Origin of the sequence: Rhodococcus sp. EPR-157, from assembly GCF_001647195.1 — a bacterium.
Classification (GTDB): Bacteria; Actinomycetota; Actinomycetes; order Mycobacteriales; family Mycobacteriaceae; genus Rhodococcoides.
On sequence record NZ_LVCV01000510.1, the window covers coordinates 1 to 13,044 of the forward strand.

At 63.9% G+C, this 13,044-nt stretch carries 12 protein-coding genes and 1 pseudogene; 6 read left to right on the top strand and 7 right to left on the bottom strand.

Annotation, left to right across the window (positions count from 1 at the left end; all coding sequences use genetic code 11):
- Positions 1 to 112 precede the first annotated feature (112 nt).
- From rpmA to A2J03_RS23040, 4 genes are all read left to right on the top strand, one after another.
- Positions 113 to 376: a 50S ribosomal protein L27 gene (gene rpmA, locus A2J03_RS23025; protein WP_068378603.1), complete on the top strand. Its 264-nt coding sequence runs from the start codon at positions 113 to 115 to the stop codon at positions 374 to 376.
- Positions 377 to 557: 181 nt separating this feature from the next.
- A complete protein-coding gene (gene obgE, locus A2J03_RS23030; protein WP_068378604.1) occupies positions 558 to 2,006 on the top strand; it encodes a GTPase ObgE in 1,449 nt (482 codons plus the stop codon).
- 30 nt (positions 2,007 to 2,036) lie between these two features.
- Positions 2,037 to 3,149: a glutamate 5-kinase gene (gene proB / locus A2J03_RS23035; protein WP_442971397.1), complete on the top strand. Its 1,113-nt coding sequence runs from the start codon at positions 2,037 to 2,039 to the stop codon at positions 3,147 to 3,149.
- A gap of 107 nt (positions 3,150 to 3,256) precedes the next feature.
- Entirely contained in the window at positions 3,257 to 4,954 is a 1,698-nt protein-coding gene (locus A2J03_RS23040) for an MFS transporter (RefSeq protein WP_068378609.1), read from the top strand.
- Between the two features lie 7 nt (positions 4,955 to 4,961).
- Here A2J03_RS23040 and A2J03_RS23045 read toward each other — a convergent pair whose 3' ends face one another.
- The 5 genes and pseudogenes from A2J03_RS23045 to A2J03_RS23060 all read right to left on the bottom strand — a co-directional run bounded on the left by A2J03_RS23045 (position 4,962) and on the right by A2J03_RS23060 (position 10,608).
- The gene (locus tag A2J03_RS23045; RefSeq protein WP_068378611.1) at positions 4,962 to 5,822 is read right to left on the bottom strand and encodes an NAD-dependent protein deacetylase; all 861 of its coding nucleotides are present in this window, start codon (positions 5,820 to 5,822) and stop codon (positions 4,962 to 4,964) included.
- A gap of 171 nt (positions 5,823 to 5,993) precedes the next feature.
- A complete protein-coding gene (locus A2J03_RS23050) occupies positions 5,994 to 6,392 on the bottom strand; it encodes an ectoine synthase (protein WP_068378612.1) in 399 nt (132 codons plus the stop codon).
- A gap of 47 nt (positions 6,393 to 6,439) precedes the next feature.
- Positions 6,440 to 7,714 carry a diaminobutyrate--2-oxoglutarate transaminase gene (gene ectB, locus A2J03_RS23055; RefSeq protein WP_231912670.1) on the bottom strand — a complete coding sequence of 425 codons (1,275 nt, stop codon included), beginning with the start codon at positions 7,712 to 7,714 and terminating at the stop codon, positions 6,440 to 6,442.
- A gap of 48 nt (positions 7,715 to 7,762) precedes the next feature.
- A pseudogene (gene ectA / locus A2J03_RS31810) lies at positions 7,763 to 8,263 on the bottom strand (diaminobutyrate acetyltransferase); the annotation flags it as partial.
- 239 nt (positions 8,264 to 8,502) lie between these two features.
- Positions 8,503 to 10,608: a RecQ family ATP-dependent DNA helicase gene (locus tag A2J03_RS23060; RefSeq protein WP_068378619.1), complete on the bottom strand. Its 2,106-nt coding sequence runs from the start codon at positions 10,606 to 10,608 to the stop codon at positions 8,503 to 8,505.
- Positions 10,609 to 10,697: 89 nt separating this feature from the next.
- On the opposite strand from A2J03_RS23060, the gene A2J03_RS23065 reads away from it, so the two are divergent.
- Positions 10,698 to 11,201: a FluC/FEX family fluoride channel gene (locus A2J03_RS23065; protein WP_082898034.1), complete on the top strand. Its 504-nt coding sequence runs from the start codon at positions 10,698 to 10,700 to the stop codon at positions 11,199 to 11,201.
- Positions 11,198 to 11,569, top strand: a complete 372-nt coding sequence (gene crcB / locus A2J03_RS23070) for a fluoride efflux transporter CrcB (protein ID WP_068378616.1) — start codon at positions 11,198 to 11,200, stop codon at positions 11,567 to 11,569. The genes A2J03_RS23065 and crcB overlap by 4 nt, the downstream gene beginning before the upstream one ends.
- A 6-nt stretch (positions 11,570 to 11,575) precedes the next feature.
- Here the strand turns inward: crcB and A2J03_RS23075 are convergent, their stop codons facing one another.
- Positions 11,576 to 12,472 carry a LysR family transcriptional regulator gene (locus tag A2J03_RS23075; protein ID WP_068378618.1) on the bottom strand — a complete coding sequence of 299 codons (897 nt, stop codon included), beginning with the start codon at positions 12,470 to 12,472 and terminating at the stop codon, positions 11,576 to 11,578.
- 41 nt (positions 12,473 to 12,513) lie between these two features.
- On the bottom strand, positions 12,514 to 13,044 hold a 531-nt coding region (locus tag A2J03_RS23080), incomplete at its 5' end, for a PfkB family carbohydrate kinase (protein ID WP_231912669.1).

Below are 13,044 nucleotides of genomic sequence, written 5' to 3' on the forward strand. Positions count from 1 at the left end.
GACACAGGCAGAAGCTGACTGTCCTCAAGGTCACCGGTATCAAGTAGCAGTTCTCTCACAGCCGGTTTTGCTCGCGGAGCTGGCGTTCTTCTTACCCGAGGAGGGTACGCACATGGCACATAAGAAGGGTGCATCAAGCTCCCGTAACGGTCGCGACTCAAATGCTCAGCGCCTCGGCGTGAAGCGTTTCGGCGGCCAGACGGTCAGCGCAGGCGAGATCCTGGTTCGTCAGCGCGGCACTCACTTCCACCCCGGCGTCAACGTCGGCCGTGGCGGCGACGACACGCTGTTCGCTCTCTCTGCAGGAGCAGTCGAGTTCGGCGCCAAGCGTGGACGCAAGACCGTGAACATCGTTCCGGTCGCAGTCGAGGTCTAGTCCTACACTGCATCATCTGCGTCGATCAGAGGTCGGGGAAGTCCGACCACGAGACGACGCGCCCAAGCCAGTCGACAAGGGCGGACCAGGGTCATTCAACCCGGGTCCGCCCTTATCGTCTTTCTCAGGGCATCGAACATTTCGGTCGGCAAGAACGACCGAGGAAGGATCGAAGGCAGCTATGTCACGATTCATCGACCGCGTGGTACTGCATGTCAGTGCCGGTAAAGGCGGCAACGGCTGCTCTTCGGTTCATCGCGAGAAGTTCAAACCGCTCGGCGGCCCCGACGGAGGCAACGGCGGTCAGGGCGGCGGCGTCGTGTTCGTCGTCGACAGCAGCGTCCACACGCTTCTCGATTTCCACTTCCATTCGCATGCCAAGGCGAGCAACGGAACCCAGGGAATGGGCGGGAACCGAGAGGGCGCCAACGGTGAGGATCTGATCCTCAAGGTCCCTGACGGCACGGTCGTCCTGGACAAGGACGGGCGCATCCTCGCGGACATGATCGGCGAGGGCACCAGGTTCGATGCTGCACCAGGAGGTCGCGGCGGACTGGGCAACGCAGCGCTGGCGTCGAAGGCTCGTCGTGCGCCTGGATTCGCCTTGCTCGGCGAGGAGGGCATCGAGCGCGATTTGGTGCTCGAACTCAAGTCTGTTGCCGATATCGGCCTCGTCGGATTCCCGTCCGCAGGCAAGTCTTCGTTGGTGTCGGTGTTGTCTGCCGCCAAGCCGAAGATCGCCGATTACCCGTTCACCACGCTCGTGCCGAACCTGGGTGTCGTCTCCAGCGGCGATACGACGTACACCGTGGCCGACGTCCCCGGCCTGATTCCCGGTGCGAGCCAAGGCAAAGGACTAGGTCTCGACTTTCTGCGGCATCTCGAACGAACCGCGGTCCTGGCTCACGTAGTCGACTGCGCCACACTGGATCCGGGCCGCGACCCGGTCTCCGACGTCGACGCGCTCGAAGCCGAGCTCGCAGCCTACAAGCCGGCGATGCTGGGTGATGCAAGCCTGGGTGACCTCGCCGACCGTCCGCGGATCGTCGTACTCAACAAGGCGGACATCCCCGAAGCTGCCGAGTTGGCCGAGATGGTCACTCCCGAGTTCGAAGCTCGCGGTTGGCCGGTCTTCACGATCTCCGCTGTGAGTCACGAAGGCCTGAAGCCGCTGATCTACGCCCTCGGCAAGATGGTCGAGGACTACCGCGTCGCCCACCCGCCGGCAGAACCCCGTCGACCTGTCCTGCGGCCCGTTGCACGCAACGAAGAGGGCTTCCAGGTCATCAAGGATCCCGATGTGCCGGGTGGATTCGTCGTATTGGGCACCAGGCCGGAACGGTGGGTGCGCCAGACGCAGTTCAGCAACGACGAAGCGGTCGGTTACCTCGCGGACCGTCTGGCGCGCCTCGGCGTCGAGGACGCTCTCATCAAACTGGGAGCTCAGCCGGGCGCATCCGTGACCATCGGCGACGTGTCGTTCGACTGGGAGCCACAGACGACCGCCGGCGTGGAGATCACCCGTACGGGACGTGGCACCGACATTCGACTCGATCAGGTCGAGCGCATCGGTGCAGAGGAACGCAAGCATGCTCGCCGAGTCCGCCGTGGACTCGACACCGAAGAGTGAGTAGACGTGACTGCTGAATCCGATTCTGCGATAGGGGTATCGGCGACCAGGTCGACCATCGCCGATGCCAAGCGGATCGTGGTCAAGATCGGCTCCTCTGCGCTGACCTCACTCGTCGGTGGTCTCGACGTCGGACGCCTCGATCTCCTTGCCGATGCCGTCGAGGCCAGGATGCGGGCAGGTACCGACGTGATCGTGGTGTCCTCCGGGGCTATCGGCGCTGGTATCGCCCCATTGGGACTGACCAAGCGGCCACGGGATCTGGCGACGAAGCAGGCTGCCGCCAGCGTCGGGCAGCTCGCACTTGCACACGCGTGGGGGACGTCGTTCGCACGGTACGGACGCACCGTCGGACAGGTGCTACTCACGGCCGAGGACATCGCTCGTCGCACCAACCATCGCAATGCGCAACGCACCCTCGACCGGCTGCGGTCCCTCGGCGCGGTCGCCGTGGTCAACGAGAACGACACGGTGGCCACCGCCGAGATCCGCTTCGGTGACAACGATCGACTGGCTGCGCTCGTCGCGCACCTCGCCGGGGCCGAGGCCCTGGTACTTCTGTCCGACGTCGACGGTCTCTACGACGGTGATCCGCGCAAGGGCGACGCCGTGCTCGTTCCCGAGGTGAACAGCCCAGAAGACCTCGACGGAGTCGTCGCCGGGTCCGGGGGAGCCCTCGGAACCGGCGGAATGGCGTCCAAACTGTCCGCTGCGCGCCTGGCTGCGGACGCCGGTGTCCCTGTCCTGCTCGCAGCGGCAGCGGACATCGACGTCGCATTGACGACGGCGCAAGTCGGAACGGCCTTCGCCGGTCGACCGATACGGCTGTCCTCACGACGATTCTGGGTTCGCCACGCCGCCGACGTACAGGGCGACCTGTATCTGGACGCGGGTGCGGTCACCGCAGTCGTCGGCGGTCGGCGGTCGTTGTTGTCTGCGGGAATCACCGGAATCTCCGGGCGCTTCTACGGAGGCGATGTCGTGGCGTTGCGCGATCCCGACGGTGTCGTCGTCGCTCGTGGCGTCGCCGCGTACGACGCCTCCGAGCTGACCGGAATGCTCGGGAAGTCCAGCTCCGACCTGTCACCGGAGTTGCAGCGTCCTGTCGTTCACGCCGACGACCTGGTCTCGGTCGAGAGCTAGATTTCCACCCATACCGGACAAAGCGGTTCGTTTTCGCTCGTAGGTGTTGCGCTGCACGTGAATCGACAGTTCGATGGTGTGCACCGAAGGTGATCTAGGAGCGCGCTATGGACCGGACCGAACTCTCGACCGACGTGGACGCAGTGTTTCGGCGGCGGTGGCTCATCCTCGCGGTCATGGTGGTGTGCCTTCTGGTCGTCATCCTCGACAACACCATCCTCAACGTCGCGCTGAAGACTATTCAGTCCGACCTCGATGCGTCGCAGAGCGCGATGCAGTGGGCGGTGGACAGCTACGCGGTCGTGTTCGCAGGACTGCTGATCGTATGGGGTGTGACCGGTGACCGAATCGGACGCAAACGGACCCTCGTCATCGGAATGGTGTTGTTCGGCATCACGTCGGCGCTGTGCTCGACGGCGGACAGCGCGACCGAGCTCATCGTTTATCGGGCGCTCATGGGTATCGGCGCGGCAGCCGTTCAGCCGCAGACGCTGTCGATCATTCAGAACGTATTCGAACCGGACGAGCGGCCGAAGGCAATCGGGATCTGGGCAGCGGCGTCGGGAATTGCGATTGCGCTCGGTCCGATCACCGGTGGGGCTCTACTCGAATTCTTCTGGTGGGGATCGGTTTTCCTCGTCAACGTTCCGATCGTCATCATCGGTGTTGCATTGATCGTCGTACTGGTTCCCGAGTCGAAGGATCCGAATCCAGGCAAGATCGAGCCGTTCGGAGTGATTCTGTCCATCGTGGCCCTGGTGACGCTCGTCTTCGGAATCATCGAGGGCGGCAACACCAACGACTGGTTCCAATGGCGGTCGCTGGGTGCGATCGTCCTCGGGCTGACCCTGCTGACGCTGTTCATCGTTCTGGAGCGCCGAAGCGCGCACCCGACGATCGACGTGACGTTGTTCAAGAATCGGCAGTTCTCTGCGGGCACCATTTCGATTGCGCTCGTGTTCTTTTCGCTGATGGGTGCCACCTTCTACCTGGCTTACTATCTGCAAGCCATTCGTGGCTACACCCCGCTTGCCGCGGGTGTAGCGCTGATCGCGGTCGCTGCGGGTGTCATGATTTCGGCCAGTCAAGCTGCCAAGCTGTCCGATCGGTTCGGTGCGCGGTACGTCGCCGGAAGTGGGCTGACCCTCTTCGCGCTGGCGATGCTGTCGTACGGATTGGTAGGGGAGACCACGCCCCAGTGGGTCGTCGAGGTCCTGATGTTCGTGCTCGGCTCCGGTATGGGATTGACGATGACTCCGGCGACGAACGCGATCATGGGGGCCGTTCCACGGGACAAAGCCGGAGCCGGATCGGCCGTCAACAACACCGTCCGACAGGTCGCAGGCGCGCTCGGTGTGGCGGTGCTCGGATCGCTGCTGGCGGTGGCGTTCCGAGCGGACTTGGGCGCCGCGACCCCCAACGACGTGGCGTCTGCGCTGGATCAGCCATCGCAGATAGTGTCTCAGCTGCCGATCGAGGTCCAGGTGACTCCGCTGGTATCCGCCGACGCGAGCGAATCCATCGGCGGCGCACTCGAATTCGCGGGCCGGTCAGCGGAGGCGCTGACAGCACGTGCCGCGTTGCCGCAAGCGGATCGAATTCCTGCCGATGTCATGGCGGAGCAGAAGCAGAATGCCGAGGAGACGCTGACGACATTCGTCGCCGAGTCCAAAGCGGCCTTCGTCCACGGCATGCATGTGTCCTCGGTCGCAGCTGCGGGGAGCGCCTTCCTCGGGGCGATTGCCGCGTTCACGCTGCTACCGGGCAGGCTGCGGGTGGAGGACGAGATCGAGGTTTCGGTGTGAACGAGGTCTAGTGAAGGGGAGGTAGCTCGTCCACCAGCGCGGCCAGCGTCTCCGAGCAGCCCGCGTGGGTGGTGATGGACGCGAACTCGTCGCCCCTGGTAGGGCCGCGATTCACGACGACGATCGGCATTGCGGCTTTTGCCGCCCGACGGACGAACCGTAGCCCGGACATGACGGTCAACGACGATCCCACCACCAGAAGCGCATCCGAGCTGTCCACCAGGTCGAAGGCTTGCGCCACACGGGGCTTGGGCACGCTCTCACCGAAATAGACGATGTCCGGTTTCAGTATCCCTCCGCAGCGTTCGCAGTCGACCATGTGAAAGTGCGCCGTGTCGGTGATGATCGCATCGGCGTCCGGCGCGATCTCCACCCCCTCGGCGGGGGCGACACTGTCGAGAAATCCCGGGTTCCTCGCGTCGAGACGCCGAGCCAGCGTGAAGCGTGACACCAACTGTTGGCAGTCGAGGCATCGAACGCGGGCATACACGCCGTGGAGGTCGATCACCCGCTTGCTCCCGGCCTTGGTATGCAGCATGTCGACGTTCTGCGTGATGATCCCCGAGACGATGCCCCGGCGCTCGAGAGCGGCGAGAGCGCGATGGCCCTCGTTCGGGCGCGCCGCGTCCATGTGACGCCAGCCGACGTGGTTGCGGGCCCAATAGTGGCGGCGGAACTCGTCGTCGCCGACGAACTGCTGATAGGTCATCGGGTTGCGCGGGGGTGAATCCGGCCCGCGATAGTCGGGAATTCCGGAATCGGTGGACATCCCGGCGCCGGACACGACCGCAACTCGCTTGCCCTCGAGCAACCGCGAAATGGCAGTCAGATGCGCCGAGGCCAGGTCGGAAGGAACGGGTGAAGCCACGCACTCCAGATTAGCGCTCGATAGCCCTGCGTCGGATCCACCCGAGCCGTGAGCGCACCACAGGAGTAGGTACAGCTCCGCCCCGCTCGATCGCTGTCACAACTTTCGGTCCTGTTCGGGGCCGGCGGTTGTAGCGTTCGAGCGGGGCGGAAGCAGAGAAATGTGCGGGCTTTAGGCAGGTACCTCGACGAGGGGGTAGACACCGTTTTCGTCGTGGGTCTCGTTGCCCACCACGGGTGGGTTGAACACGCACAGCATGCGCATCTGGGTACGAGGCTCGACGGTGTGGCGTTCGTTGCCGTTGAGCAGGTACATGGACCCGGCGCCGAGCTCGTACGTCTCACCGGTCTCACGATCGGTGAGCGTGCCTTCGCCCTCGATGAGCCACACGGCTTCGATGTGGTTGGCGTAGTGAAAGTTGTTCACCGTGCCGGCTTTGATCGTGGTTTCGTGGAACGAGAAACCGACTTTGTCGCCGCCGAGGATGATGCGCTTGCTGCGCCAGTTTCCGTCCTCGCTGCTGATGTCGCGGTCGGTTCCGGTGATTTCTTCAGTGGTACGTACGATCATGTGCTGCTCCCTTCGGCTGACGTTGTCTCAGGCGTACGAGAAGTGGCTCAGGAGCACACTTTGACGGTCGCGTTTTCGATGATGTCCAGTCCGCGATCGAGTTCTTCGATGGTCGTCGTCAGCGGCGGAAGCAGCTTGACGACCTCGTCGGACGGTCCTGCAGTTTCGACGAGCAGTGCTTCGTCGTAGCAGAGGGCCGCGACCTTGCCTGCCATCTCGGGCTCGTCGAAGACCAGTGCCTGAACCATGCCGCGTCCGCGTGTCGAGACTCCGTCGAACTTGGCGCAGAGCTTGATGAAGCGGTCCCGGATGTGCTCGCCCTTGGCGAGAACCTCCTTCTCGAACTTGTCGTCGGACCAGAATGTGTCGATCGCGGTCTTCGCAGTGACGAACGACGGGTTGAATCCGCGGAAGGTTCCGTTGTGCTCACCCGGCGACCAAGCGTCGAGCTCGGGCTTGAACAGTGTGAGCGCCATCGGCATGCCGTAGCCACCGATCGACTTCGACAGCGTGACGATATCGGGGACGATCCCGGCTTCCTCGAAGGAGAAGAACTGACCGGTACGGCCGCAACCCATCTGGACGTCGTCGACGATCAGCAGGATGTCGCGACGCGAGCACAGCTCGGCCAAGGCGCGCAACCATTCCGGGCGTGCGACGTTGATGCCGCCCTCGCCCTGGATGGTCTCCACTATCACTGCTGCCGGACGGTTGAATCCACTGCCCGAGTCGTCGAGGACACGTTCGAACCACTGGAAGTCCTCGGTGACACCACCGAAGTAGTTGTCGTACGGCATCGGCGTGGTGTGTACCAGCGGAATTCCGGCGCCAGCTCGCTTCATCGAGTTGCCGGTAACCGACAACGCACCGAGTGTCATGCCATGGAATGCGTTGGTGAAGTTGATGATCGCTTCGCGGCCGGTCACCTTGCGGGCGAGCTTCAGCGCGGCTTCGACGGTGTTGGTGCCGGTGGGGCCGGGGAACTGAACCTTGTAGTTCAGGCCACGCGGATCGAGAATGTTCTTCTTGAACGACTCGAGGAATTCACGCTTGGCGACAGTGGACATGTCCAGACCATGGGTGATGCCGTCGCTCTGGATGTAGTCGACGAGTGCGTCCTTGAGGATCTGGTTGTTGTGTCCGTAGTTCAGCGCACCTGCGCCGCCGAAGAAGTCGAGGTACTCGCGACCGGTTTCGTCGACGATGGTGGAGTTCTTCGCGGTCGTGAAAACGGCCGGCCACTGGCGGCTGTAGCTGCGGACGGCGGACTCGACGGTCTCGAAGATGTCGGGCTTCTCTGTGGTTTTCGTCTTCTCGGTCATGTTCTGCGTGTTCCTTTCGTCTGTGCGCACGGCGGCTGGGCCTACTGTGTAGAGCTCTTCTGCCTCGTGGCTATCAGGGAAATCGTTGGGCGCGAACAGATCTGATTTTCTTATCTCGGTCCCTCGTGTTCGGGCGAGGGCCGTGAACAACGCGATGGATGCTTCGTTGTCCGGGCTGATCGTCGTTTCCAGGTGCGTGATGCCCTGCGGGGTAAGGCGGTCGAGCAGTTCGTTCAACATCCGTCCGGCGAGACCTTTGCCTCGTTGATCGGCATCGACCGCAACCTGCCACACGAAAAACGTTGTGGGGGAGTCTTGCCGAATGTAGCCGGTGACGAAACCAACTGCTCGTCCGTCGACGTCGGAGACGACGGATGTGGCCGCAAAATCTCTGCACCACAATATGTACGAGTAACTCGAGTTCAGATCGAGCACTCTCGAATCTCTTGCGATTTCCCAGAGCCGGACTCCGTCGGAAATCTTGGGACTACGAAAGGTCACTGCGTCCGGCGCAGTGACTGGGGTCGCTCTCAGCTGTGCAGGCTTCATAGGAAATACAAACGTAACAAGGTGGGCATGGCTTTTCACGTAGCTTCCGAGATTGGTTGCCGAAACCCCCACGCTTGCGCAGGTGACAGGGTGAATGTGACGCTGGTCACAAATTGCTGTCGTGTGGTAAAAGCGGGACCGATTCGGTGATTCTTCTCGACACGTCCGTTCCCGAAGGACAGTGTGGACTTAACGTCGAGCGTCGCCCTTCTGGGGGGTGCGAACTGACGGATGACGCGCTACTTGGGGGTGGCCAGGGCAAACGGAAGCACCGCGTCTGCCCCTGCGTCCCTGAGCGCAGCCGCGGCGCAGGTGAATGTCCAGCCGGTGTCGGTTGTCAGGTCGACGAGCAACACCGGGCCATCTGCGCTGGTCAGATCCGGTACGTCCCACGAGTCGACGAGGCCGGCCACCCTGAACGCCGAGTTGGCGGCCGTCACACGCGGGTGGTCCGGCCTGTGTCGAAGCACGCCCAGGTCGGTCAGCTTGCCGATCCGCGCAAGTTCACCCGCTACCGACCGGACCAACGCAGGGTGCGAGTCCGACTCCATGGCGAGCACGGCTGTCGGCCGAGCCTTCCAGTCCCAGGACGCGAGCACGGCGATACAGCCGTCGACCAGAGCCGATGGCGCCGGACCGTCGGGGCCGTCGAGGACGGCACGTAGACGGCCACCCCATCCGAGGTCGGTGAGCCGCCCCAGGACCCGTCCTGGTTCGGGACCGTCGGTAATTTTCCCCGAGAGCGAGACTCCGAGCTTCTTCATCCCGCTCGGCCACTGTTTACGCGGCGGAATATCCAAGCCGGGGCGGTCCAGTCTGGCTTTCGCGTTTTCGACCGCAGTGGCGTCGACCTGTGAAGAGTAAGACTGCCCTGTGCAATTGTCGCACCGACCACACTCGGCTTTTCCGTCGCCGAGGTTCGGATCGTCCAGCTGCCGGCGGAGGAATTCCATCCTGCAGCCCTCGGTTCGCTGATAGTCGAGCATCGCCTGCTGTTCCGCGTCTCTGGCTTGCTCGAGGCGCTCGTAACGGTCGGCATCGTAGGTCCAAGGCTGACCCGTCGAGATCCATCCGCCACGCACACGCTGAACGGCCCCATCGACGTCGAGGACTTTCAGCACCATTTCGAGGCGGCTTCGATTGAGATCGACCAGAGGTTCCAGAGCCGGCGTCGACTGCGGCTTCACCGGGTCCAGGTTGTCGATGACCTGCCGGACGACATGCTCACGCGGGAATGCCACGGAGGCGAAGTAGCTCCAGATCTGCCTGTCCTCGTGACCGGGGAGAAGGATCACTTCGGCGCGTTCGGTCGCACGACCTGCACGGCCGACCTGCTGGTAGTACGAGATGGGCGAGGACGGCGCTCCCATGTGCACGACGAATCCCAGATCCGGCTTGTCGAACCCCATTCCGAGCGCAGATGTCGCGACCAGGGCCTTCACGTCATTGTTCAGCAGGTCGGCCTCGAGGGATTCGCGCTCGGTCGTGTCGGTTTGGCCGGTGTACGCCGAGACCGCGAGACCCTGGTCGGACAGCAAGCTCGCGAGGTCACGTGCCGCGGAGACGGTCAACGTGTAGATGATTCCCGATCCGGGAAGTTGCGCGAGATGGGAAGCCAGCCACGCCGCGCGTTCGGTGGAGTTCTCGATCTTCACCACCGACAGGTGCAGCGACTCTCGTTCGAGGCCGCCGCGGAGCACGAGTGTGTCGCCGCCGCCGACGCCGAGTTGAGCTGCGACGTCCGACACCACTCGATCGTTGGCCGTCGCGGTGGTAGCAAGGACTGGGATCCCTTCGCGCAACTCGGAGATGAGAGTTCGAATTCGCCGGTAGTCCGGACGAAAGTCGTGACCCCAGTCCGACACACAGTGCGCTTCGTCGACCACGACCAAACCGGCGTCGCCTGCGAGCGACGGGAGTACCTGGTCGCGGAAGTCAGGATTGTTCAGCCGCTCCGGACTGACGAGAAGGACATCGAGCCGTCCTGCCGACACATCTGCGTGCACGTCCTCCCATTCCGTCATGTTGCCGGAGTTGATGGTTGCTGCCTTGACACCCGCTCGTTCGGCGGCGGCGACCTGGTTCCGCATCAGAGCGAGCAGCGGCGACACGATGACGGTGGGGCCGAGGCCCTGCTGCCGGAGCAACTTCGCCGCGATGAAGTACACCGCCGACTTTCCCCAGCCGGTGCGTTGGACCACCAAGGCGCGTCTGCGGTGCACGACGAGGGCCTCGATGGCGATCCACTGATCTTCCCGCAGGAGGGCATCCGGGCCTGCGAGTTCGCGGAGCAGGCGCTCGGCGTCGGTGCGCAGGTCTGCTGGAGTTTCGGATGCGGTGGTCATGGGGTCCATGGTGCCGCATACCTCCGACACCCGACGGCTCCGTGCGGACCGCTAGCCTGTCCGAGAGCACACCTGAGCGGAGAGGCGACATGGCCGATAGACCCAACGCCGGCGATCCGTTCGCCGAGTTGCCGATGGACCCGGACGTCGACGACCTTGCAATGATCGGTAGCCCGACCAGGCCACTGCATCTGCAACCGTCGGCGCTGGCTTTGGTGTTCGCCGCAGGCGTCGTCGGGACCCTGGCCCGGTACGGCGTCGAAGTGGCCGTCCCCTTTCGTAGTCCGGACTGGCCCGTCGCGACGTTCCTGGTCAACCTGATCGGCGCGTTTCTGCTGGGTCTGGTGCTCGAGAATCTGATGCGACGCGGACCCGACGTCGGCGCGCGCCGACGGGCTCGGTTGCTTGCCGGCACGGGTTTCTGCGGTGCTTTCACCACGTACAGCACTTTCGCGTTGGAGACGGTACTGCTCACCAGAGACGGTCACCCGGCGATGGCACTCGCGTACACGATGTCGACCGTTGCGCTCGGTGCGCTGGCGGCGTGGGCAGGCATCGTCGTCGGTGCCCACCGGACCGGGACCGCTCGATGATCGTCGTTCTCCTCGCAGTCGCGGGCGCGCTCGGAGCGGTCAGCCGGTTCGTGATCGACTCGTTCGTCAAATCGAAGCTGAAGAACACCGTGTTTCCGTGGGGGACGGTAGGCATCAACATCTCTGGATCGTTGCTGCTCGGATTCCTCGCGGGACTCGTTGTGCTGCAGGATGGTTCGACTGACCTGCAGACGGTGATCGGAACGGGATTCTGCGGTGGATACACGACGTTCAGTACCGCGAGCGTCGAGACTGTCCGCCTCGTACAGTCCGGCAAGCATTCGCTTGCATTGATCAACGTCGTCGGCACGCTCGTGGTGTCGGTCGGGGCGTGCGCTGCGGGATTCGCTCTTGCGGGCGTGATCTGACCTCGCCTACGTGCGTCGAGAGACAGCGATGTCGAGGAAGTCCCGACTCGGACCGCGCAGCTGCTCCTGCTGATTCCAGATCGCGCGGAGTTGACGAGGCATCGAGACGCCGTCGACTTCGATACGGACCAACCGTCCGTCTCGGATATCGCCTTCCACCGCCAGCGAGGACAGGACACTCGGCGCACCTGCAGTCACGACCGCGGACTTGATCGCGGTTACCGATTCCAGTTCCAACAGGGGTGGTTCGGTCGGGTGGACGATGTTCTCGAATGTTGTTCTGGTTCCCGAGCCGGGTTCGCGTTGCACGAGCGCAGTCGACGCCAATTCCTCCACGGTGACGGATGCGGTTGACGCCCAAGGATGGTCAGGTCCGGTCACGATGACGAGCTCGTCCGTGGCGACGACGCGGATGCCGACTCCGCTCGGGATGTCCGGTCCCTCGACGAATCCGATGTCGGCGCGCCCGTCGAGCACGTGCTGTGCTGCCTCGGCAGAATTCATCAACCGCATCTGGGTTCGGACGCCAGGGTGGCGAGTCCGCATCAGCACGATCCAGCCGGGGACGAGGTGCTCGGCAATGGTCATGCTCGAGGCGATCGTCAGGTGGGCGATGTCTTCCCGGAGGAGCGAATCGACGCCGGTGGCGAATTCCTGTGCAGCGTTGAGGACATTCTCTGCCCATTCGAGTACGGCGCCCCCCTCGGGCGTGAGCCCCACGCCCGTGTTGGTACGCGCGAATACGCGGAGTCCGATGTCGCGCTCGGCTGCGCGTACTCGCGCGCTGACCGCCTGCTGACTCAGGCCGTGCTCACGTCCGGCGGCGCTCATGCTGCCGAGCCTCGCTACCGACACCATGACGTCCAGTGCGGCGAGGTCGGGTACCCGAGGCGAGAGCGTCATCGACACACCGTATCGAAGGTCGGCCTCGGCAGTGGACGCGATCAGGCGAGCAGAGATTCTATGTCGTTCCTGACTCCGGACGAAGATCCAGCGCCGCGCCGGGTGGCCGCGAATGCGCCTGCGGCACAGGCCCAGCGGACCGCCGCTTCGGCACCGGTGGACCATTCCGCCGCCAACGCACCCGCAAACGCGTCGCCGGCTCCGGTCGTATCGACCGCGTCGACTGTGGGTGCAGCGACGTCGGCCGAGGACTGCGGTCCTCGGTAGCGAGCACCCGCCGCACCGAGAGTGGTCACGACATGCGGAATGCGGTCGACGACGTCGCTGCCGATCGCTGCCGCTTCGGCTTCGTTGACGACGAGGAGATCGACGGCGTCGACGAGGGCGTCGGGAAGCTTCTGGACGGGTGACGGATTCAGAACGACAAGAGTGCCGTTCGCGCGTGCGTGGGCTGCGCCGGCGAGGACGGTATCGACCGGAATTTCCAATTGGCACAGCATGATGTCCGCGTCCGCGATGACTGCGCGTTCGGCGTCCGTGAGGTCACGCATCGCGCCGTTGGCCCCGGCGAC

Excerpts from the sequence above, each read along its gene's own strand:
- rpmA (WP_068378603.1), top strand. The coding sequence starts at position 113 with ATGGCACATAAGAAGGGTGCATCAAGCTCCCGTAACGGTCGCGACTCA.
- obgE (WP_068378604.1), top strand. The coding sequence starts at position 558 with ATGTCACGATTCATCGACCGCGTGGTACTGCATGTCAGTGCCGGTAAA.
- A2J03_RS23040 (WP_068378609.1), top strand. The coding sequence starts at position 3,257 with ATGGACCGGACCGAACTCTCGACCGACGTGGACGCAGTGTTTCGGCGG.
- A2J03_RS23050 (WP_068378612.1), bottom strand. The coding sequence starts at position 6,392 with ATGATCGTACGTACCACTGAAGAAATCACCGGAACCGACCGCGACATC.
- ectB (WP_231912670.1), bottom strand. The coding sequence starts at position 7,714 with ATGACCGAGAAGACGAAAACCACAGAGAAGCCCGACATCTTCGAGACC.
- A2J03_RS23060 (WP_068378619.1), bottom strand. The coding sequence starts at position 10,608 with ATGACCACCGCATCCGAAACTCCAGCAGACCTGCGCACCGACGCCGAG.
- A2J03_RS23065 (WP_082898034.1), top strand. The coding sequence starts at position 10,698 with ATGGCCGATAGACCCAACGCCGGCGATCCGTTCGCCGAGTTGCCGATG.
- crcB (WP_068378616.1), top strand. The coding sequence starts at position 11,198 with ATGATCGTCGTTCTCCTCGCAGTCGCGGGCGCGCTCGGAGCGGTCAGC.
- A2J03_RS23075 (WP_068378618.1), bottom strand. The coding sequence starts at position 12,472 with ATGACGCTCTCGCCTCGGGTACCCGACCTCGCCGCACTGGACGTCATG.